Annotated in this window: 23 protein-coding genes; 10 read left to right on the top strand and 13 right to left on the bottom strand. The window is 51.2% G+C overall.

Annotation, left to right across the window (positions count from 1 at the left end; all coding sequences use genetic code 11):
* Nucleotides 1-45: 45 nt before the first annotated feature.
* The 4 genes from OHJ21_RS21000 to OHJ21_RS20985 all read right to left on the bottom strand — a co-directional run bounded on the left by OHJ21_RS21000 (nt 46) and on the right by OHJ21_RS20985 (nt 3,836).
* Nucleotides 46-852, bottom strand: coding sequence for an ABC transporter permease (locus tag OHJ21_RS21000; RefSeq protein ID WP_100539587.1), 807 nt, complete (start codon nt 850-852; stop codon nt 46-48).
* The gene (locus tag OHJ21_RS20995) at nt 853-1,701 is read right to left on the bottom strand and encodes an ABC transporter permease (protein ID WP_100539586.1); all 849 of its coding nucleotides are present in this window, start codon (nt 1,699-1,701) and stop codon (nt 853-855) included.
* The gene (locus OHJ21_RS20990; RefSeq protein ID WP_486021302.1) at nt 1,698-2,669 is read right to left on the bottom strand and encodes an ABC transporter ATP-binding protein; all 972 of its coding nucleotides are present in this window, start codon (nt 2,667-2,669) and stop codon (nt 1,698-1,700) included. The genes OHJ21_RS20995 and OHJ21_RS20990 overlap by 4 nt, the downstream gene beginning before the upstream one ends.
* A gap of 405 nt (nt 2,670-3,074) precedes the next feature.
* Nucleotides 3,075-3,836: an SIMPL domain-containing protein gene (locus OHJ21_RS20985; RefSeq protein ID WP_100539584.1), complete on the bottom strand. Its 762-nt coding sequence runs from the start codon at nt 3,834-3,836 to the stop codon at nt 3,075-3,077.
* A 323-nt stretch (nt 3,837-4,159) separates the two neighbouring features.
* Here OHJ21_RS20985 and OHJ21_RS20980 point away from each other — a divergent pair, with 323 nt between their 5' ends.
* Both OHJ21_RS20980 and OHJ21_RS20975 read left to right on the top strand, forming a co-directional pair.
* On the top strand, nt 4,160-5,548 hold the full coding sequence (locus OHJ21_RS20980; RefSeq protein WP_486021301.1) for an amino acid ABC transporter substrate-binding protein/permease: 1,389 nt from the start codon (nt 4,160-4,162) through the stop codon (nt 5,546-5,548).
* Nucleotides 5,541-6,269 (top strand): amino acid ABC transporter ATP-binding protein, encoded by a 729-nt coding sequence (locus OHJ21_RS20975; RefSeq protein WP_486021080.1) that lies wholly within the window; start codon nt 5,541-5,543, stop codon nt 6,267-6,269. Before OHJ21_RS20980 ends, OHJ21_RS20975 begins: the two co-directional genes overlap by 8 nt.
* A gap of 46 nt (nt 6,270-6,315) precedes the next feature.
* Here OHJ21_RS20975 and OHJ21_RS20970 read toward each other — a convergent pair whose 3' ends face one another.
* From OHJ21_RS20970 to OHJ21_RS20930, 9 genes are all read right to left on the bottom strand, one after another.
* Nucleotides 6,316-6,618, bottom strand: coding sequence for a hypothetical protein (locus tag OHJ21_RS20970; RefSeq protein WP_486021079.1), 303 nt, complete (start codon nt 6,616-6,618; stop codon nt 6,316-6,318).
* Nucleotides 6,619-7,356: 738 nt separating this feature from the next.
* Nucleotides 7,357-8,436: a HAMP domain-containing sensor histidine kinase gene (locus OHJ21_RS20965; protein WP_486021078.1), complete on the bottom strand. Its 1,080-nt coding sequence runs from the start codon at nt 8,434-8,436 to the stop codon at nt 7,357-7,359.
* Nucleotides 8,433-9,116, bottom strand: a complete 684-nt coding sequence (locus OHJ21_RS20960; RefSeq protein ID WP_486021077.1) for a response regulator transcription factor — start codon at nt 9,114-9,116, stop codon at nt 8,433-8,435. Before OHJ21_RS20960 ends, OHJ21_RS20965 begins: the two co-directional genes overlap by 4 nt.
* A 29-nt stretch (nt 9,117-9,145) precedes the next feature.
* Nucleotides 9,146-10,954, bottom strand: a complete 1,809-nt coding sequence (locus tag OHJ21_RS20955; protein ID WP_486021076.1) for an ABC transporter ATP-binding protein — start codon at nt 10,952-10,954, stop codon at nt 9,146-9,148.
* A gap of 338 nt (nt 10,955-11,292) precedes the next feature.
* Nucleotides 11,293-11,562: an HPr family phosphocarrier protein gene (locus OHJ21_RS20950; protein WP_006207570.1), complete on the bottom strand. Its 270-nt coding sequence runs from the start codon at nt 11,560-11,562 to the stop codon at nt 11,293-11,295.
* 102 nt (nt 11,563-11,664) lie between these two features.
* Nucleotides 11,665-12,594 (bottom strand): DNA-binding protein WhiA, encoded by a 930-nt coding sequence (gene whiA, locus OHJ21_RS20945; RefSeq protein ID WP_100539578.1) that lies wholly within the window; start codon nt 12,592-12,594, stop codon nt 11,665-11,667.
* A 5-nt stretch (nt 12,595-12,599) separates the two neighbouring features.
* Complete coding sequence (locus tag OHJ21_RS20940) at nt 12,600-13,541, bottom strand: gluconeogenesis factor YvcK family protein (protein WP_174819264.1); 942 nt, start codon at nt 13,539-13,541, stop codon at nt 12,600-12,602.
* Nucleotides 13,542-13,598: 57 nt separating this feature from the next.
* Nucleotides 13,599-14,507, bottom strand: coding sequence for an RNase adapter RapZ (rapZ, locus tag OHJ21_RS20935; RefSeq protein ID WP_071219481.1), 909 nt, complete (start codon nt 14,505-14,507; stop codon nt 13,599-13,601).
* A 52-nt stretch (nt 14,508-14,559) separates the two neighbouring features.
* Entirely contained in the window at nt 14,560-15,510 is a 951-nt protein-coding gene (locus OHJ21_RS20930) for an ROK family glucokinase (RefSeq protein ID WP_098741335.1), read from the bottom strand.
* Between the two features lie 310 nt (nt 15,511-15,820).
* Between OHJ21_RS20930 and OHJ21_RS20925 the strand changes: the two genes are divergently transcribed.
* From OHJ21_RS20925 to OHJ21_RS20890, 8 genes are all read left to right on the top strand, one after another.
* Entirely contained in the window at nt 15,821-16,744 is a 924-nt protein-coding gene (locus OHJ21_RS20925) for an ABC transporter ATP-binding protein (protein ID WP_394057536.1), read from the top strand.
* Between the two features lie 2 nt (nt 16,745-16,746).
* Nucleotides 16,747-17,493, top strand: coding sequence for an ABC transporter permease (locus tag OHJ21_RS20920; protein ID WP_100539576.1), 747 nt, complete (start codon nt 16,747-16,749; stop codon nt 17,491-17,493).
* 20 nt (nt 17,494-17,513) lie between these two features.
* Nucleotides 17,514-18,743, top strand: coding sequence for a sensor histidine kinase (locus OHJ21_RS20915; RefSeq protein WP_100539575.1), 1,230 nt, complete (start codon nt 17,514-17,516; stop codon nt 18,741-18,743).
* Nucleotides 18,676-19,287, top strand: coding sequence for a response regulator transcription factor (locus tag OHJ21_RS20910; protein WP_486021075.1), 612 nt, complete (start codon nt 18,676-18,678; stop codon nt 19,285-19,287). The genes OHJ21_RS20915 and OHJ21_RS20910 overlap by 68 nt, the downstream gene beginning before the upstream one ends.
* Before the next feature lie 173 nt (nt 19,288-19,460).
* Nucleotides 19,461-19,829 carry a GntR family transcriptional regulator gene (locus tag OHJ21_RS20905; protein ID WP_207797519.1) on the top strand — a complete coding sequence of 123 codons (369 nt, stop codon included), beginning with the start codon at nt 19,461-19,463 and terminating at the stop codon, nt 19,827-19,829.
* Complete coding sequence (locus OHJ21_RS20900) at nt 19,819-20,715, top strand: ATP-binding cassette domain-containing protein (RefSeq protein WP_486021300.1); 897 nt, start codon at nt 19,819-19,821, stop codon at nt 20,713-20,715. Before OHJ21_RS20905 ends, OHJ21_RS20900 begins: the two co-directional genes overlap by 11 nt.
* Nucleotides 20,708-21,397, top strand: coding sequence for a hypothetical protein (locus OHJ21_RS20895; RefSeq protein ID WP_100539571.1), 690 nt, complete (start codon nt 20,708-20,710; stop codon nt 21,395-21,397). The genes OHJ21_RS20900 and OHJ21_RS20895 overlap by 8 nt, the downstream gene beginning before the upstream one ends.
* A 59-nt stretch (nt 21,398-21,456) precedes the next feature.
* Nucleotides 21,457-21,909, top strand: coding sequence for a hypothetical protein (locus tag OHJ21_RS20890; protein ID WP_100539570.1), 453 nt, complete (start codon nt 21,457-21,459; stop codon nt 21,907-21,909).
* Nucleotides 21,910-21,989 lie beyond the last annotated feature (80 nt).

Here is a 21,989-nt window from a genome sequence, read left to right as displayed (position 1 = left end):
TCTTTCCGGTTCCATGTTTTATTTCGAAAAAAGCGTTTCTATCGCTTAAATCGGTAATGTTTTATGTTTCTTTTCCCCGCTGCCGCGGTTAAGAATATATTGCGCTAACAGAATCAGCGTGATGCTGACCAGAATGAGCAGCGTACACAGCGCGTTAATCTCTGGCGAGATACCGCGCTTCACCTGAGCGTAAATATAGATCGGCAGCGTCGTTGAGCTTGGACCGGCGACAAAAAAGCTGACCATAAAGTCATCTAATGACAGCGTAAAAGCAATCAAGGCGCCGGAGATAATGCCCGGTGCAATCTGCGGCAGCGTGACGTACCGGAACGTCTGCCAAGGCGTAGCTCCCAAATCCTGCGCCGCTTCACCGAGCTGTTTGCCCATTCCAGACAATCTGGCCGTAACTACAACATATACATAAGACATACTGAAGGTGATATGGGCTATAATCACGGTCGTTTTACCGAGCGGCATATTAAGTTGACTGAACAAAACCAGCAGCGACAGCCCCATAATGATATCCGGGATAATGACCGGCAGATACAGCAGCCCATTCATGCCGCTGCGACCTCTGCGCCCCATACTCCGAAGCGAGAGCGCCGCTGCGGTTCCGAGCAGGGTGGAAACGATCGTCGATATGACCGCCACCGTCAAACTGTTCATCAGCGCTTCCATCACGTGCCGGTTCTCGAACAGCGACACATACCAATCCAACGTAAATCCTTCCCAGTTGCCGCTAAGCCGCGTGTTGTTAAAGGAATAGATGATGATCATGATGATCGGTACATAGATGAAAGCCATCATAAGGAAAGAGTGAATCCCGAGGAGCGGGTGATTCTTCTTCTTCACTTATCTCCCCTCCCCTACGCGTTGATGGCGGGCTTGCATCGCCCGGTTAAAGAGCAGGATCAGCACGAGGGACGTAATCACAAAGATCACCGACAACGCCGCTCCAAAGGGCCAGTTACGTGCACCCAGGAACTGCTGCTGAATAATATTGCTGATCATGGAGGACTTCGCGCCTCCCAAAATATCCGTAACTACAAACATCCCGGAAGTCGAGACATACACCAGAACCGCTCCCGTCATGATGCCGGATTTACTTTGCGGGAAGGTAATGTGCCGGAATGCCTTCCATCTGGAAGCGCCCAGATCGCTGGCCGCATCCAGCAGACGCTTGTCCATCTGCTCCAGAGCCACGTAAATCGGCAGCACCATGAAGGGGATGAAGTTATAGACCATGCCGAGAAGTACGGCGCCATACGTATACAGCATCTGAATCGGCTCGTCGATCCATCCCATCCACAGCAGCAGACTGTTCACCACGCCTTGCGTCCGGAGCAGGAGAACCCAAGCATAGGTCCGGATCAGAAAGTTAATCCAGAACGGGACCGTGATCAGAATTAATCCCCAGGTTTGGATACGCGGGGAAGCGTTGGCTATATAATAGGCCAAAGGGTAGCTGACTAACAAGCAAATCACCGTAGTCAGCAGCGACAATACCAGGGTATCCCAGTAAATCCCCAAATATAAAGGGTCAAAAAAGGTTTTATAGCCTTCGAGACTAAAGGAAAAAACGATATTCCCCAGCGAATCCCGCGAGAGCAGGGAGATGCCGACCACAATCAGCATCGGAACGATCAGGAACAGGGATAACCACAGCAGCACCGGAGTCAGCAGGAACCTTGATTTCCTCATGGCCCGATGATCACCTCATCTTTGGTGTTCCAGTTCACCCCGACCCGTTCACCAACCTCCCAAGGATGGTCATCCGAGATGTCCAGGGCAATCGTGACCTTCATCGGTTCATCATCCAATTGGACCAGCAGCTTATGAACACTGCCGAGGTACTGCACATCCTCGATCACGCCGCTCTTCCTGGCACCCGATTCCCGCTGCGGAATAAGTTTCTCCGGCCTTACGGCAAAAAGACTCTCTGGCGAGGAGAAGACGTTATTCTCCCCAACAAACGTGGCGGCAAACAGCGTTTGCGGTTTCGCATAGATCTCGCGCGGCGTGCCGATTTGCTCTACCCGTCCGTGGTTCATGATGACGATCCGGTCGGAGAGCATCATGGCTTCCTCTTGGTCGTGGGTTACATATACAAACGTAATCCCGAGCGTCCGCTGCAAATGCTTGAGCTCGGACTGCAGGTTCTTCCGCAGCTGCAAATCCAGCGCGCCAAGCGGTTCATCCAGCAGCAGTACCTTCGGTTTGTTGGCGATGGCGCGGGCGATGGCCACGCGCTGCTGCTGTCCGCCGGACAGTTGGTGCGGGAATCGTTCCCGCAGGGGGGTCAGCTGCGTCATGGCAACGGCCTCGTCCACCCGCTCCTTGATAAGCTGACGCGGCATTTTTTTCATTTTCAACCCAAAAGCGATATTGTCTTCTACGGTCATATGCGGAAACAGAGCATAGTGTTGGAATACCAGATTCAAGTCCCGCTTGTTCGCAGGCATTTCCGTCACATTCTGACCCGCCAGCCAGACCTGTCCTTTGGTCGGCTGTTCGAATCCTGCTATCATTCGGAGAATCGTCGTTTTGCCGCAGCCGCTGGGGCCCAGCAAAGTCAGGAATTCCCCTTCTTTAATGGAGAGCGACAGCGGATGCACGACCGCTTGTCCCTGAAAATGCTTCTCGATCTGGACAAGTTCAATCACATGCATCAACCCCTTCTTCAAAATGTGACCTAATCCATGTGTACATTCCTGCTAACCAGTATGCACAAAAACGTTCCCCACTAAGAAGAAACGGTCATACTGCCTATCGTGCTCAGGTTGGCAGAATCCGTTTCTTAAGGGTGGAAGCGTCTAGAAGTCTCTACTAAGAAAAAAAAAGCCATATCCATGGGTATGGCTTTAACGTTTAACATAAAGTTCAGTTTTTCGCATATTCACTATACCTCGTTTTCCCCCCATACACAACACTTTTCTGCGTATTTCGACAGGGGAAGGCACGGATATAGGACCGGATTATGGTATTTCATTTTCCGAATTAGGGATGCACAAAAAACCGTTCACCCGGAAAGACCAGGATGAACGGTTTTCAGTATTCTTAGTCGAAAACAGCTGCTATTTCAGCTCATATTGCACGTACAGCTGCGTCGAGATTTTGATTTCGCCCGGCTTCACGGATGTGTTGGCGCCCGCGTCCGCTGCAGTAGACTGTGCTTCCATCGCCATTTTTTCGAGGCCATAGATGTTATCTACACCAACTGAACCTTCCACAATGTTTAGCACGATACCCAACTGGCGCTTGGAGGCCTTTGCCATAGCTTGGGCTTTCAGGTCCGCATTCGCCATGGCTTTATCTATCACTTGAGCTTCGAAGGCATCGCGGTTCTCGACCGAGAAACGGGCGTTACCAATGGAATTGGCGCCGGCATCGGACGCTGCATCAAGCAGATCGCCCACTTTGCTCAAGTCGCGAAGGGTGACTTCCAGGGAATGATAGGCGCTGTAATTCTTCACTTTACGCCCATTATCATCGGAATACGTATAGTTAGGTTGGACATAGAACTGTTCGGTTTTGATATCCTTGTCATCAATCTTCCATGTTTCTTTCAACAGCTTCGTAATCTTATCCATTTTCTGTGCATTGCTCTTCTGTGCGGATTTTGCGGTTTCCGCATATGATTCAGCCCCGATGGAAAGATATACGATATCTGGCTTCACCGAGATCTCGCCTTTACCGAGTACGGTAAGAAGGTTTTGCTGTGCCGCCTCCGCCGCATGCACCTCGGTTGCCCCGCTCAATCCTACTAAAGCCGTACTTCCAGTCAACAGTGCACCTGCAATCATGATGGAACCTACTTGTTTGACCCATCTTTTCATTATTGTCAGCCTCCTTCAATATTGGCATCGCTGCCATGCTTGCCTTACCCTTCTAACGTGGGGGCATTGGTAAATGTTGCATCCGGAACGGAGCGTTTTGAGATTTTTCTTTAACTTTGTTGATACGCCCCTGTTAATTGGTATATCTAGGCATGATTGGTGGATCAGCACAATAAGATACCCAATGAAGATGACGGCAACTGTTTAATAAGGAAGCCTTCATGGGTAACTAACTACATCGGTGTTAAAAAGAGGAGGTCACTATGAAATCATTCCGGATGTTATACGCGTGCATGTCACTGCTGATACTCATGGCAGCGGGCATGCCATACGGGGCGGCAAGCGCCGCGGCAGAGCCAGCCTCCGGTAAAACCTATCAGATCGGAACGGACGTAACGTTTGCTCCGTTTGAATTCCAGGATGCAAGCGGCAAATTTGTCGGTATCGACATGGATCTGCTGGATGCGATCGCGAAAGATCAGAACTTCAAATATGAAGTCAAGCCGCTCGGTTTCAATGCGGCGGTTCAGGCGCTGGAAGCCAATCAGGTGGACGGTGTCATTGCCGGCATGAGCATCACGGATGAGCGGAAGCAGAAATTCGACTTCTCCGAACCTTATTTTAACTCAGGTGTGGTCATGGCCATTCGCCAGGATCAGGAGTCCATCAAAGGGTATGAGGATTTAAAAGGGAAAAAAGTCGCCGTCAAAACCGGTACGGAGGGCTACAGCTTTGCTGAATCCATATCCTCCAAGTACGGATTCACCATCGTACCTTTTGACGATTCGGCCCAGATGTATGACGATGTCAGGACCGGCAATTCCGTTGCCTGTTTTGACGACTTCCCCGTATTGGCTTATGGAGTCGAACAGAACAACGGACTGAAGATCGTCACGGATATGGTCCCTGGCGCCTCCTACGGATTTGCCGTTAGTAAAGGACAGAACCAAGAGCTTCTGGAGAAATTCAATGCCGGCTTGATTAACTTGAGGGCAAACGGGGAGTATGACCGTATTAAGGCAAAATACATTGGCGAAAATGCCGTAGGCGCGGCGACTCAAAGCCGCTGGGAGCTGATCGTGGAGTCGCTGCCTTCGCTGCTGAAGGGCCTTGGCAATACACTGCTGCTGACCATCGTATCGCTGTTCTTCGCGTTTTTCTTAGGGTTGATATTCGGCTTTATGAAGGTCGGACGCAATAAATGGCTCCGAGGCATCGCAACCGTATTCGTGGACATTTTCCGCGGCATACCGCTGCTAGTCCTTGCCTTCTTCATCTACTTTGGTATTCCGCAGGCACTCGGCTTCACGATGTCGCCGATCGTGGCAGCGGTCCTGACACTTAGCCTGAATGCCGGTGCTTATGTAACGGAAATTATCCGGGGCGGTATCCAATCCATTGACCCTGGACAGCTGGAGGCTGCCCGCTCGCTCGGTCTGCCATACCGCAAAGCCATGATGAAAATCATCATTCCCCAAGCCATCAAAGTCATGATTCCGACCTTTATTAACCAGCTCGTGATCACGCTCAAGGATACGTCGATCCTGTCGGTAATCGGTCTGGTCGAACTGACCCAATCCGGGAAAATTATCATTGCAAGAACGTTCGCTTCGTTTGATATCTGGCTCGTGGTCGCCATCATGTATCTGGTCGTGATCACGATTCTGACCAAAATTTCGGGCCGTCTGGAAGGGAAGGTGCGTCATGGATAAGATCCGCGTAGAAGGACTGAAGAAGAACTTTGGCACGAATGAGGTGCTGAAGGGCATTAACATGCAGGTCCAGGAAGGCGAAGTTGTCTGTGTCATCGGGCCTTCGGGCTCCGGCAAAAGCACCTTCCTGCGCTGCATCAATCGTCTGGAGGACATTACGGCAGGCAGGGTATTCGTGCATGACAAGGATATCAATGACCCTAAAACAGACATCAACAAGGCGCGCCAGAACATCGGCATGGTGTTCCAGCATTTTAATCTGTTCCCTCACTTCAACGTGCTGAAGAACATTACATTTGCCCCGGTCGAGCTGGGCAAGCAGAACGCATCCGAGGCTCGTGCCACGGGGCTAAAGCTTCTGGAGCAAGTAGGCCTCTCCGATAAAGCGGAGGCCTTCCCAAGCCAGCTTTCAGGCGGTCAGAAGCAGCGTGTGGCGATCGCCCGGGCGCTGGCGATGAATCCGGACATCATGCTGTTTGACGAGCCGACTTCAGCACTGGACCCGGAGATGGTCGGCGAAGTGCTCGGCGTCATGAAGGATCTGGCACGCGAAGGCATGACGATGATGATCGTCACGCACGAGATGGGCTTTGCCCGCGAGGTTGCGGACCGGGTGATCTTTATGGATGGCGGGTATATCGTAGAGGAAGGCCCGCCGGAGGAAGTATTCGGCCAACCGAAGCATGAGCGTACGATCAGTTTTTTGGAGAAGGTGCTGTAATCATGCAGCTAACCTATCTTTAACAAGCCGCTGCCGTGCGGCTGCATCATCCGTGCGCACAACTCCCTGTGCGCACGGTGCGTGGCCCTCGGGGTGTGCTTGGCATGGCAGCACGCACCTTGCGGGTTGCTCCTTGTGTGTACTGCTCTCTGTGCGTTCTGCTCCCTGTGCTCACAGCCCCCTGTGCGCAATGCTCCCTGTGCGGGCTGCTCCCTGTGCTCACTGCTCCCTGTGCGGGCTGCTCCCTGTGCTCACTGCTCCCTGTGCGGGCTGCTCCCTGTGCGCACTGCTCCCTGTGCGCACGGTGTGTGGTCCGGAGCAGGCTTGGAGGGCTGTCGACTAGATTCATGCAGTAACCAGTGACCCTTCCGGCTAGCCCGTTAGGGTGAGACTAACATACGGATAGTAATGGCATGTGCATTAAAATTAGAGTCGACTGCGGTGGCTGCACGCTGCTTTAGTGGAGCTAACGGACCGAGAGTACCTTATTTGAGGGAAAATGGCGGTTTTCCGGAAACTTCCGGACCAAGGATCCGCTATTCCTTACAAAAGGCGGCATTTACCTAAACAAATCCTAAGATAACGGATCTGGAGTCCGTTATTTTAGAATACGGCGCTTAATTCGGCAAATAAGGTCATTGGTGTCCGCTAAATTCGCGACCGTTTTAGCTAATTCACCTGCTTTAACCCAACTCGGTGAGTTTGTCCATATCGCATCACGCACAGCTCAAACAGGAGTAGGAGCGATCATAGCCCTTACTCCTGTTCTATGGACATATCCGGTTCAAGTTGTTCCAGATATGGCGGGTAAGCAGCCATATCCTCACACCTTAGTTCTAAATCTGCTTGGGAACATCCCCGAAACAGTCCTAATCCTCTATACCTTCCCGCCTTCCTGGAGGAGAGTCACACGATCAGCGTCCTTTTTATGTCAGCTCCCCACGTACTTCATTAAACCCATCTATTCTTCATATCCAAGCCCAACAATTCTTCATATTCGAATCTTCATATTCGAATCTTCATATCCAACTTCATGTCCATGTCACATCTTCACGTACAATTTTAATGTCAAACCTTCACTGCTCAATCAATGCTTCGTATCCGGAGATCGCTTGTAAGGCACCATCACGGTAAAAACAGATCCCTTTCCTAGCTCGGATTGGACCGTTATCTTCCCCTGATGAATATCGACGATCCGCTTCACGATGGATAATCCCAGCCCACTGCCGCCAGCGGCGCGATTGCGCGATTTATCGGCTTTGTAGAAGCGTTCGAATATATGCAGCTGATCCGACTCCGACATCCCGACTCCCGTATCCGTTATCGTAACTTCGGCCCCGTCTTCCCCTGCTTTCAGCACAATCGTGATCATGCCGTCTTCGGGCGTGAATTTGATGCTGTTGTGCAGCAAATTGGTCCACACTTGACTCAGCAGATCCTCCGTGGCCTCAATCTCTACCTCAGCGAGGTCCAGATCCACCTGAATCCGCTTCGCCAGCCATTGCGGTTCATTCGCCAACACGACCGCACGCAGCTGCCCGTCGAGCCGGTAACGCGCCCTTTCGAATGCCGGCTGCTCTCCTTCCAGGGATGACAGCTTTAACAGATTGTCACTCAGCTGCGACAAGCGGCGGCTCTCTCCTTCGATAATCTCCAGGTAACGGGCTCTCTTCTCCTCCGTGAGGCGGGGATTTCGGAGCGCCCTTGCAAACCCCCGAATCGAAGTAAGCGGGGATTGGATTTCATGGGACACATTAGAGATGAAATCCTGACGCATAGTCTCCATCCGCCCCAATTCACCGGCCATGTCGTTAATGCCGCTCGCGATCATCTTGAACTCCCCGCGCCATTCATTTTCGTTCATCTTTACATTGAAGTCCCCCTGCGATATCCGCCGCATGGCATCCGTAATGGAATTCAGCATGGCCATTTGCCGGTGCTTGAAGAACATGCCCACGACCAGCATGCACAGGAAGAAGATGATCACGCCGACAAACAAGTCGATCAGCTGGATGACATAATCCCACGGCGGGGTTCCCGTCCAGGTGTAAACAAACCGAGTTACATAGGTCGCCGCTGTCCATGACGCTCCCAAGACCGCGAAGACCAAGATCGTCTGAAGCGTTTCTCGAACGATCTTCCACAAGATATTGGGCGTTTTTTTCATCCGCCCTCACCTGCTTCCAGGCGATATCCCAGCCCGCGCACCGTCCGAATCCTGAATCTGTACTTCTCCTCCGGGAATCGCTCCCGCAGCCGATTCACGTGAACATCCAGCGTGCGTTCGTTCCCTTCAAAGTCATAACCCCAAATATCCTCGATCAGCCGGTCGCGCGGCAACGTGCTCCCCGGGTAACTGGCCAGCTTGAAGAGCAGCTCGAACTCCTTCAGCGGCAGGGTAAAGACCTCATCGCCCGCCTTGACCTCATAGGTTCTGCGGTTCATCTGCAGCTTGCCGATGGTCACCGTCTGTGATGCGGCTACCTGATACCGCTTCAGCAGCGCTTTGACGCGAACGACGAGCTCCGCGGGCTCGAAGGGCTTCACCAGATAATCGTCGGTGCCCAGCTCAAAGCCCTTTACGATCTGTCTCGTTTCTCCTTTGGCCGTCAGCATCAGCACCGGAATACCGGTGTTCTTCCGGATCTCCCGGCATAACTCCCATCCGTCCATATTCGGCATCATGATATCCATCACAACCAGATCGACGGATGTCTGATCCATGACGGATAAGGCCTCGACGCCGTCCGAGGCTTCGAACACCCCTTCCATCCCCGCTTCCTCCAGGAACACCTTTATGAGTTCGCGGATATTCGGGTCGTCGTCCACTACCAATATTTTTGCCATGGTGGCCATCCCTTCTTCCCCAGCATCTTCTAGGCGCCCTTAGGCTCGACCGTTTCATTCATCTGCAGCTGCTGCACGGCAAACTCTCTATACATATCATGCTGCTCAATCAATTCATCATGCGTTCCCCGTCCGGTTACCGTTCCTTTTTCAATGAAAATAATTTGATCCGCTCCTACAACCGTGGATAATCGGTGCGCAATAATAATTGTTGTCCGTCCAGCCATCAGGTTCTTAAGCGCCTTCTGCACTTCAATCTCGGAACGGCTGTCCAGGCTGGAGGTGGCTTCGTCCAGCATCAGAATTTTCGGATCCCGCAGCAGGGCTCTGGCGATGGCAATCCGCTGCCGCTGGCCCCCGGAGAGCTTCACGCCCCGTTCACCCACATCCGTATCAAAACCATGAGGCAGCTCGTCGATAAATCCATCGGCGTAGGCCATTTCTGCCGCTCTTCGGATCTCCCCATCGCTCACTTCCCGGTCCATCCCATAACATAAGTTGTCACGGATGGTTCCTGCGATCATGGGACTATCCTGTGAGACATAGCCGATCAATCCGCGCCATGAGCGTAAAGAGAACGTATCAATCGCCGTTTTGCCCAGTCGGATCTGTCCTTTTTGCGGAAGGTAAAAACGCTCCAGCATGGAGAACAGCGTCGTTTTACCGCCGCCACTCGGGCCCACCACTGCCGTGACCGTGCCCGGCTCCATCTGAAAGCTGATATCATGCAGTACCAGCTCATCCGGCTTGTAACCAAACGAAAGATTCTCGATGGACACCCGCTGATTCGCGTTCACCACATCGCTACCTGCCGAAATGGACTCTTCCTCTGCATCCAGGGTTTCCAATATTCGCTCCGTTGCTCCTTTGGCCTTCTGAAACTGGGTAAAAAACGTCGTCAACTGCGTCATCGGCATCACGATCTGAATCAGATACAGAATAAACGCTACCAGCTCGCCAGCGGTCAGTGCCCCTGTCGATACCTGAAGCCCGCCATACCCGATGACAACCACCAGCAGCATCATCAGCACGAAGGACATCAGCGGTGCGATCCAGGCGGATACTACGCCTTCCTTGATCCCGAAATTCAGCAGATTGGTGATACCTTTATGCCCATTCTCATACTCTCTGTCCTCAGCGTTAGAAGCTTTAACCAGGCGAATCTCCGACAGCACCTGACTGATATTCGCCGTAAACGTCGCCGTCTCGTCTTGCATGCCAAGCGATATTTTATACATTTTCTTGCCAAGCGGCACAAGGATCAGCGCTGCAATCGGAATGACGATGAACATCGTCAGCGTCATCTTCCAGTTTAAATAGAGGAGCACCCCAATGGAACCGACAATGGAGATCATCCCGCTGAAAAATCCGGCCACATGGTCCGATATGAGACTTTTGATCACGCCTGTATCATTCGTCATTCGGCTGACCGATTCCCCTGAACGGTTATGATCAAAGTAGCGGATCGGCAGCACAAGCAGCTTTTTCCACAGTCGCTCCCTAAGGGCAGCCACCATCTTCTGTCCGGTATAACTCAGCAAGAAAATCGAAACCCCGGCGGCAATCGTTTGTACCACAAACGCGATTCCAAGCCCGATGATATGGGAAGAATTCATATCCATTAAGGAGAAGCCATCCACCAGGCTCTTCGTAAACATCGGAATGACAAGTCCGACCAGGGTTGATACCACATTCAGCAGGATGGCTCCAATCAGCAGCAGCATCGGAGGTTTCGTTTCTTTCAACAGCCGGAAGAAGGCCTGCGAACCTGCTTTGCTGCTGCCGGCCGGCTTTTCCTGCGCTATTTCCTGTATAGAAGTATGATCCGTTTCTCTCATCGTTTCCTCTTCCCTTCCATCCCTGTTTATTGTCTGTAAGGAAAGAATAGTTCAACAAGTTAAACTGAAGTTAAACGAAGTCTTACTTTTGGGAAAACAACCTAAAACAACCCCACAAAGTGGAGCCTATGCTGCGATGCTTATTCAAATGCTTTGCGGGGACCCCAAAAAAACTTATGAATTCTAATATGTTGAAAAAAGGGCGGATAGCTCCGCCCCTTCTCGAAATCTATTCTTATGTACGCGAAAAACAAGCGAGAATCACAGCAACAAGAACTTGATAGCAAAAAAAGCCTTGCAGTAACAAGACTTTTCTTAAACTTCAATCACGGATACCCTTATTGGTTCTCGAGTTCCTCTTTGCTCACCAAGTTCACGAGTGAAGTAACCGCTTGCTCCGCGTCGGCTCCCTCAGCACTAATGTAAACTTCCGTACCAGAGCTGATCGCAAGGCTCATAATTCCCATGATACTTTTGGCATTTACTTTTTTATCATCTTTTTCAACGAAGATTTCAGATGAGTATTTATTCGCTTCCTGAACGAACAGCGCGGCCGGTCTGGCGTGAAGACCCGTCTTTAACCGAACGACTACCGGGTGCTTTGTCATGAAAATTACCCCCTATCTAATAAATCTGCTGCATTGAAAGCGCGATTGACATTTTATAATATTATACCATTTTACCATACAGGACACTAGAAGAAAAAATTCTTACCCATTCCGAATCTTTTCGGCCAATTCATCGATTTTGCGCAGACGGTGATTGACGCCGGATTTGCTGACGGTTCCTTTAAGCAGCTCGCCGACTTCCTTCAGATTCATGTCCGGATGAGCCAGCCGAATTTCCGCCACTTCCCGCAGTTTATCGGGCAAATTCTCAAGACCCATTTCCCTTTGGAGCAGCTTGATGTTCTCGATCTGCCGGACGGCCGCGCCGATCGTTTTGTTCAGGTTGGCGGTCTCGCAGTTGACGATCCGGTTTACCGAGTTGCGCATATCCCGCATAATCCGGACATCCTCGAACTTGAACAATGCCTGGTGAGCACCGATCAGATTGAGGAATTCGATAATTTTCTCGCCTTCCTTAATGTAGAAGATAAAGCCTTTCTTCCGCTCGATGCAACGTGCGTTCAGATGAAATTCATTCGCCAGGTCCACCAGGGACTGGCAGTGCTCTTCATACATTGAGGCAATTTCCAAATGGTACGAAGATCCCTCCGGATTGTTCACTGAACCGCCAGCCATAAAGGCACCGCGCAAATAGGCGCGTTTACAGCAATTTTTACGAACGATTTGTTTATCAATCCGCGATTGAAACAGAAAGCCTTCGGAAACGATGCGCAGTTCTTTAAGTATCTCCTGAACCTGAGCGGGAATACGAACGATATATACGTTATTCTTCTTCAAACGCATTTTTTTACGCACCAAAAGTTCAGTATGCGCCTGGAAATGCCTCTTAATTAAGGAATAAATACGTCTTGCAATCGCGGCATTTTCCGTTGAAATATCCAGGATTACCTTTTTGTTCGAAAGCTGAACAGAACCGTTCATCCGAATGAGCGCGGACAGCTCGGCTTTTTCACAGCAGTTCTGGCTTTCGATCATTGTCAGTTCTTTCTTCGTCTGTGCCGCAAAGGACAAGGTACTCACCCCTTTCGTGTAATCCAATCCTGTACCAGCTGAAAAATATGATTGCTCAGCTTGTCAGCGTCATGCCTTAAGTATGTTCTAAATAGCACAAGCTTATCTGCAATGAGTTTGTACCCTCTGCTGGTCACCTCATCACGATCCAGGAACACGGGCTTTGCCCCCTTCTGGGCATACTTATCCTGAACCTGAGGCGGGATTTCTCCATCATTTACAATAACATAATCGAACAGATGAAGACCAATATGGTCGTAAACGGCCTGCAAATGATCGCTCACCGTATAATTATCGGTTTCTCCAGGCTGCGTCATCACATTGCACACGAACATTTTGATCGCCTCAGAGGATACGATGGCTTCAGCAAGCTTGGGAACAAGCAAATTGGGCAAAATACTGGTATACAGGCTTCCCGGACCGATCAGAATCGCATCGGCCTGCTGAATCGCCTCCAGCGCCTCCGGCAGCGGCTCGACATGCTCCGGCTCCAGGAAGATCCGCTTAATGCGCTGTCCAGCCTCCGGGATTTTGGATTCACCGGTCACAATGGAACCGTCCTCCATCTCCGCATGCAAAATAACAGCTTCACCCGCCGCGGGCAGCACCTGTCCACGAACAACAAAAACCCGGCTCATCTCCTTGACTGCCGTGACAAAATCACCGTGCAAATCCGTCATGGCAGCCAAGATTAAATTGCCGAGGCTGTGCCCGGCCAGTCCCGAGCCATTCTTAAAACGGTATTTCAATATATCGGATAACAGCGGCTCCACATCGGCAAGCGCTGTAAGTACATTTCGAATATCTCCCGGGGGCGGCATCTGCAATTCGCTACGCAGTATGCCGGAGCTTCCCCCATCATCAGCGACGGTAACGATGGCCGTAATATCGAGCGGCTTTTCCTTGAGTCCCCGCAGCATAACGGACAGCCCGGTTCCTCCACCCATCACCACGATGCGGGGACGCTTTCTAGCTTGCACAGCCACATTTATCACTTCCCTTAATTAATGCCGATCCCGATCAGAATCACGGTGACTCACCGATACCGTCTCCGTTTCGCTAACGCCCAGCATTTTGCCAAGGTATTCCGCTATCGCAACGGAGCGGTGCTTCCCGCCGGTACAGCCAATGCCGATAATAACCTGGCTTTTGCCTTCCTTCCGATACTGCGGGATCAAGAAATGCAGCATATCGAGCAGTTTGGTCAGAAAAGCCTGCGTCTCCGGCCATTTCATCACGTATTCATATACATCACTGTTCTGGCCGGTATTGGGGCGCAGCTGCTCAACATAGTGCGGGTTGGGCAGAAAGCGCACATCAAACACCAGATCAGCGTCAATCGGAATACCGTATTTAAACCCAAAGGATGTGATATTTACCGATAACGTGCTGCTCTCCAGATGTGTGAAGCGTGAGATAATCTTCTCCTTCAGTCGTACAGGCTTCATATTGCTGGTGTCGATCACCTGAGTGGCCGAATTCTTCAGCTCATCCAACATTTTGCGCTCCAACCTTATTCCGTCAAGCGGCATGCCTTCCGGAGCGAGCGGATGGCGACGGCGGCTTTCCTTGTAACGTTGAACAAGCACGGAATCCGTTGCATCCAGGAACAGAATCTCGCAGTGGATGGTGAAGTGGTCCTTGATGTAACTCAGAGACTCTGATAGAGCCGTGAAAAATTCGCGGCCACGCAGGTCGATGACCAATGCAACCTTGCCGATCTTACCCTTGGATTGATCGATCAGCTCCGCGAATTTGGGAATGAGCACCGGAGGCAGATTATCGACGCAAAAAAATCCAAGATCCTCCAGACTTTGTACGGCCAAGGTCTTACCTGCTCCCGACATCCCGGTGATGATGATCAGGGTGGCCATGGATGATGTGTTGCTGCCGCGGTTGGCTGCTTCCAGCATCAGCTTTCCCTCCCTTATAAGTTTAGATCAGACGATGTATGGTGAATAATGACTATGAACGCAAATGCAGGCCAGCAGCGCCTACAACGCCGGCATCGTTGCCAAGCTCAGCCGGAACGATGCGTACACCTCGTTGAAGCGGCTCTGGTGTCAGCTTCGCAAATACAGCACGGACTTCGTTAAACAGAATGTCGCCGGCTTTGGATACGCCGCCGCCAATAATAAAGGCTTCCGGATTCAACACAGCCGCAACGGCTGCCATGGATTTGCCCAGGTAATACGCTGCGCGATTCACGATCCGAATGGCAACTTCATCGCCGGCTTTTGCAGCATCAAACACTTCCTTCGCCGCAATGCTCTCTACATGGGCAAGGGAAGTACGGTCGCCACGCTCTACGGCATCCTTCGCCATGCGGATAATGCCGGTTGCCGACGAAACCGTCTCCAGGCAGCCCATTTCACCGCATCCGCATTGAATCGCTTCCAAGTCCGGCACAACCGAGATATGTCCAAGCTCGCCAGCCATGCCCCCGAAACCCTGATAAATCTTGCCATTAATAATAATGCCTCCGCCGACGCCGGTACCCAGCGTGTAGCATACGCAGTTCTCAACGCCGCGGCCTGAGCCGCTCCAGGCTTCACCCAATGCAGCCACATTGGCGTCGTTGTCTATTTTGACGGGCTTGCCGAGACGCTCTTCAAGCAGTGCGCGAATCGGTACATCTTTAAATCCTACATTCGGTGCCAGAATAATGATGCCTTCACGAATATTCGTAAAGCCGGCGAATCCAGCTCCCACACCAGCAAGTTGATCCCAGCTGTATGGCGATTCTTCTACAATGTGACGCACATATTTCTCAATGTTGTCAATAACCGTGTCAACGCCTTTGGCTGTTTCCGTCGGCCCCTCATACTTATGCAGAAGATGCCCTTCTTCGTTGCAAATTCCAACTTTAATTGCTGTTCCGCCCAGATCGACACCGACGTAGATGTTCTCAGACATGTTTCAAGCCACCTTTTTCCTTCTATATTATAGATTGCTCCTACTGTACCCACTATAATTGAAGGCACTCCTGCGGTCAAGAGAAGACAACGTTACGGAAAATCGTAAGCAGACCTTTAATCGCGCTTATGTAAGCGCATACAACCTGCCTCGAAACCGCCCTTATTTGTTATAATCACCCCCCCTCTAGCCTTCATCAGATCACACATGACAAATGTCACTCCGAAGTGATGACATCCTTTACTAACGGGTATCCCTTCGCTTTCGTATGATGAATTCAGATCATTTCGATGACAGAAGGAGCGATACCATGTCAAAACCAATCCATGAACCTATTGCGGAACTGCGGCAGGTAACCAAAATGTTCGGAAGCAAAAAAGCCGTCAACCAAGTGTCGTTTACGATAGAAAAAGGATCTATCACGGCCATTCTCGGGCCAAACGGAGCAGGTAAATCAACCGCCATCTCCATGATGCTCGGTCTGAAGGACGCCAGCGAAGGCGAGGTCCTCCTGTTCGGTCAAAGCCCGAAGGACTTGAAGGTCCGCGAGAAGATCGGCGCCATGCTCCAGGAAGTCAGCGTCATGGACGGGCTCCGCACACGCGAGATCATCAACCTCATTCGCGGCTACTATCCGAATCCTCTGTCGCTTGACGATATCGCCCTGCTTAGCGGGCTCACAACGGAAGAGCTTAACAAATGGGCTGTCAAAATGTCCGGCGGCCAAAAACGCAAGCTCAGCTTTGCACTGGCGATTGCGGGGAACCCCGAGCTGTTATTCTTCGATGAACCCACGGTCGGCCTGGATACATCGGCACGCCGGTTATTCTGGCAGACGGTACGCAAGCTTGCCGATCAGGGCAAAACAATTCTGTTCACCACCCATTACCTGCAAGAAGCAGACGATATGGCCGACCGCATTGTGCTATTCCACCAAGGTCAGGTTGCTGCAGACGGCACACCGGAAGCGATCAAGGCTAAGCTGACCCGAAGGTCGCTCTCCTTTATCGTCGATGCGGATCACCAGCAGGTCAAGGAGCTGCTTCATGAGGTGCCCGGCGTAACGGATGTATATGAACTGAACGGTCGGCTGAACGCCGTAACGGATAATACGGACACGGCACTAGCGGCTCTGTTCCGGGCCGGGCTGGCCGTTCGTGACATCCGCATCGATCAAGGAAGCCTGGATGAGGCATTCGACCAATTAACGATGAATCAAGGGGAGGCCGTATAATCATGACAACCTGGAAACTGATGGCCACACAGTGCAGGATGGAACTGCTCCGGATGGTACGCAATCCATATTATATTTTCTGGTCGCTTGCTATGCCGATTCTGTTCTATTTCATCTTTACACGGGTCGTGAATACGGGAGCCGACGATACCGGACAATGGCAGGCCCATTATCTCATGTCGATGGCATCCTTCAGTGTCATGGGCACCGCCATCATGTCGCTCGGCATACGCCTCGTTCAGGAACGAGTCCAGGGCTGGGCCGTATACATGCGGGTAACACCGCTTCCCGGCAGCGTGTATTTCTTTGGCAAAATGTTTGTGCAGACGGTCATGCATCTGCTCTGCATCATTGTGATTTTCGTAGCCGGCTATCTGATTAACGGCGTCTCCCTCACCTTCGGACAATGGCTGCTCAGCGGTCTGTGGATTCTGATCGCATCCGTCCCGTTTCTTGCCATCGGTACCCTGATCGGCTCCATGAAACGGGTCGATACGGCAAGCGGTGTCAGCAACGGCATCTACTTAGGGCTGGCCGTGACGGGTGGGATGTGGTTCCCGATCGAGGCGATGCCTTCTATCATGCAAGCTATCGGCAAGTGGATGCCCTCCTACCATTTCGGCGGAGGTGCCTGGTCGATCGTGCGCGGAGAAGCGCCGGGCTTGGATAATTTCATGGTTTTGGCAGGATATTTGGTAGTATTTATGTTACTATCCACCTATATTCGGAAAAAACAACAAGCCGATTAAGGGGTTAGGATGATGGCTTTATGAAAAAATTGAAAGACGCGAAATCTGCAGGGTTTGAGGTGTTTCCAACGCAATTGGGGTTTTTCCCCTATTTATGGCTCATTTATATATCCCTGCCCGTGATCAACATGATGAGCGAACAAGGATGGAAGATGGGGATCGGCTTTACGCTTATTGCCTTGTTTCTCGTCACGTACCGCCAGCTTTACTTCGCCGCCGGCACGCCTCGTTTCTTTGCGTGGCTGGGCGTTCAGATGTCCATCATTTTCATTCTCTGTATGTGGTACCACCCAACCTACATGTACATGGGCTTCTTTACGGCCAATTTCATCGGCTGGTATACCGACCGGCGTAATTTCACGATCTCCCTCGTATTGTTCGGCATCATCGAGACCGTTCCTTTAATCAAAAATGCGAGCATGCTGGGCTGGAAGGATCTGGTCTTCATGATTCCTTTCTTTCTCATCATGCTATTCTCACCCTTCGGTATCCGCTCACTGAACCGGCGGCAGGAGTTGGAGAAGGAGCTCGCGCAGGCTAACGAGCAGATTCGGAATCTGATTAAAGGCGAAGAGCGGATGCGTATCGCCAGGGATCTTCATGATACCTTGGGGCATACCCTCTCCCTCATCACGTTGAAGAGCCAGCTTGTCGAGAAGCTGGCAATGAAGGATCCCGAGAAAGCCCAATTGGAGGCCCGAGAGATTCAGAACACCTCGCGCGCGGCGCTGCGCCAAGTGCGTGAGCTGGTATCCGATATGCGGACCGCCACCTTGCCCGAGGAATTGGTAGAGGCCCAGATCATTCTGGAGAGTGCCGATATCCGGTTTATCTGCAGCGGCGATCCAAAGCTGGACGGAATATCCGACCTGGCCCACAATATTCTGAGTCTCTGCTTGCGGGAGGCCGTAACCAATGTGGTGAAGCACAGCCAGGCAAGCCAGTGCCGGATTGCCATTGAGTCGCTTGATAATGAGTGGCGTCTTGAGGTGGCCGACAATGGAGTGGGTCTTCAATGCAAGGAAGAGGATGCATCCTCCTCCAACAGTAATGGCCTGAAAGGCATGGTGGAGCGACTGTCCCTCATCGGAGGCACCGTTGAGGCCAGCTCCGACCAACAAGGCACGATATTGGACATTCGTGTTCCGATCATCATCAAGAACCGGAAGGAGGACACATCCCATGAGCATCAAAGTGCTGATCGCCGAGGATCAGCGAATGCTGCGCGGCGCTCTGGCTTCCTTGCTTGATTTTGAAGACGATATTGATGTGATTGGTCAAGCCGGCGACGGCGATGAAGCTCTATCCCTGATTGCATTGCATCAACCCGATGTATGCCTGCTGGATATCGAAATGCCTGCGCGCAGCGGTCTCGAAGTGGCGGAGGAAGTGAAGCTGCGCGGTTATGCCAGCCGGGTCATCATCCTGACCACGTTTGCCAGACCCGGTTATTTCGAGCGGGCCGTACAGGCGGGGGTTCAGGGATACTTGCTTAAGGACGAGCCCAGTGAACGGCTGGCGGAAGCCATCCGCCGGGTAATGGATGGACGGCGGGAGGTCTCCCCTGAGCTCGTATTCGGTACGCTTTCGGGTGCGGGTGCCAACCCGCTGACCGAACGCGAACGGGAAGTGCTGCGGTTGGCTGCAGACGGTAACAGCTCCAATGAAATTGCGTCGAAGCTCCACTTATCCTACGGGACGGTCCGCAACTATATGTCCGAGATTTTAAGCAAGCTGAATGCCAAGAACCGGATCGAGGCCATCTCGATGGCGGAAGAGAAGGGCTGGATATAGCCTCCTTGTTGCTTGATCACACACCTTCCCCTCGTCTTGAAGAGACGAGGGCTTTTTGTACTTCACAGCGCAAACAGGCCCATTCGGGTCTGTTTTTTTCTTTTTGATTGACACATCCTCCCATCCGGCATTATAGTATGTTACAAGACTAACATACCGACAGGGTGATATCCATGAATTCCAGGTTTGACGAAGGACAGCCGATTTTTCAGCAAATCGCAGATATGATTGAAGATGACATATTGAACGGGACATACCAAGCGGATGATCAGATTATCTCGATGTCGCAGTTCGCGAGTACTTTTCAGGTCAATCCCGCAACAGCTGTAAAAGGCATTGCCCTGCTTGTCAATGAAGGGATTTTGTACAAGAAAAGGGGGCTAGGCATGTTTGTTGCAGCAGATGCCAAACAGATCATATTGACCAAACGACAGGATCGGTTTTACAACGAACTCGTATTGAAGCTGCTTGATGAAGCCGAAAAGCTTGAATTGACCACCGAGGATGTTATTGAAATGATCAAACAAAGAGATAGGAGATGAGCGGGATAAAAACGCAATACTTACCTGTTCCAACCTGAGCAAGAGTTACGGGCGTACGGAAGCGGTCCGAAATCTGGAGCTCCAACTGGAAGAGAATACGATTTATGGTCTGCTGGGCCGCAATGGCGCCGGAAAGACTACGCTTCTTAATATGATGACGGGCGGATCTTTTCCCGACTATGGCAGTATTCAGGTTTTGGGGGTAACGCTTAAGAGTGGGGAAACTCCCAAAGGAATCTGCTACGTTAGAGAGAAAAATTTGTTCTTCGGCGGTGCCAAGGTGATGGATGTGTTGCGCCTGGCTTCGGCCTTTCACGAGAACTGGGATTGGGACTATGCCCAGAGCCTGCTGAAGACATTCAAGCTAAACCCGGACAAAAAAATCCGTCAGCTATCACGGGGAATGGAATCTCTGGTCGGAAACATAATCGGTCTGGCGAGCCGGGCCCCGATCACCGTATTTGATGAACCGGTACTGGGATTGGATGTACTCATGCGAGAGAAATTTTATCGCGTCCTGGTTGAGGATTATGCCAATCATCCCCGGACCATCCTGCTCTCGACCCATCTGATTGATGAGATCGCAACCGTCGTTGAGAAAGTCTATATCATGGATTCCGGCGCTATGTTATTGCATGACGATGTTGACCATATCCGCGCCAATTCTCATCTGTTGACCGGGAACCAGGAGCAAATCGAACAATTTACGAAGGATCGTCACGTGATCTATAAAGAATCTTACGGTAAGGGTTCCTTAACCGTGATATATGGAGCCATTCATGAGGCAGATCGTACACAAGCCAACAAGCTTGGTATTGCTATTGACGGTTTACCGCTGCAAAAATTTTTCTCCTATTTAATCGAAGGAGGGCAATCCATTGAATAAGACCACCGCACTCATGAGGGCTTCATTTCTTCAGCTTCGACCTTATCTCTTGGTAATGCTCGGCACCATTGCGATTAGTATGATTGCAAATGTGATCATAAGCCTGTCTCTTGGAGACAGTTCGGAGAATACGCAGGTGTCTGCGGCCAACCTCCTTACGGTGTTCCTGTTATTTGTAGGCAGTGTACTCCCGGCAGGCTTGTTCCGGCGGGTGATGAATTTAGGAGCTACTCGAAAAGAATATTATATTGGCATGCTCCTGGTTTACTCCATTTGGTCCGCCATCTTTGCTGTCCTCAATATCATCTGGCTTCAGGTGGAGATCGGCTTTATACGGCAATATGAAAATACCTTCAACATCCTTGAAATCTTTGGGTGGAATCAATTCGGAATCGTTGGCATGTTCTTCTATCAATTCGGAGCGTACCTGCTTCTTATTTCGTTACTGAATCTGCTGTTTTCCGGTCTGCGTCATGTACTGGGCTGGGTGGTCTGGGTGGTATTTATTGCGGCAATCCCTATCTTTACATCCATTCCTTCACTCCGGCATACGCTGGCTGATGGCTTGCTGGCCCTTCTCTTCAACGATTCGCTGCTGCAAGGACTCGGACTCACGCTGATCATCTCCCTCGTTCTGCTCGCAGGAGGCTGGTGGTTCACGGCCAGACGCACCATCGTTTAAGCTTGTTTCTCCTAACAACGCGTTATTGGATCATTCTAACACGAAAGGAATGATGGATCTTGAAAAAGGATGCTGTCCCCCATGAAGTGTTCCAGTCTTTTCTGTTATGGATCATTGCCATTGGTGCAGGGGTATTCGAGATGACCCTGGCTGTCATCGATTCGATATCCAGCCTAACGGGTACTGGAATTGTCGGTATTCTCATTCAAGTAGCAGCACGAACAATGATGTTCGCTGTCCTTGTCTACATCATGTTCAGAATGCTTCGGGGTAAAAATTGGGCGCGTATCGCACTGGCTTTGTTTTTAGGCGGGTTTGGCATTCTCTCCCTAATCATTGACCCCATTAAATGGCTCATTACAGGAGGTTCCCTTTGGAACGCTTTCGCTAATGCAGACAATATTTCCATACTATTTGCCTCCAGCCGTACCCTTCATATTATAGCCGTTGTTGCAGCCTTGGTTTTTATGTTCCGACCCGCGGCGAATCGGTACTTCAAAGCTGAAACGTAACCAACCCACCAACACCGGCTTGATCTTGGGATCCACAGAACAACAGCCCCTGGCCTATTCAAGGCCTGGGGCTGTTTCAT

The organism is Virgibacillus sp. LDC1, from assembly GCF_025792345.1.
Lineage (GTDB): Bacteria > Bacillota > Bacilli > Paenibacillales > Paenibacillaceae > Paenibacillus_AQ > Paenibacillus_AQ lautus.
Note: the sequence above shows the minus strand (reverse complement) of the source record. Positions and strands in the feature narration are given on the sequence as shown.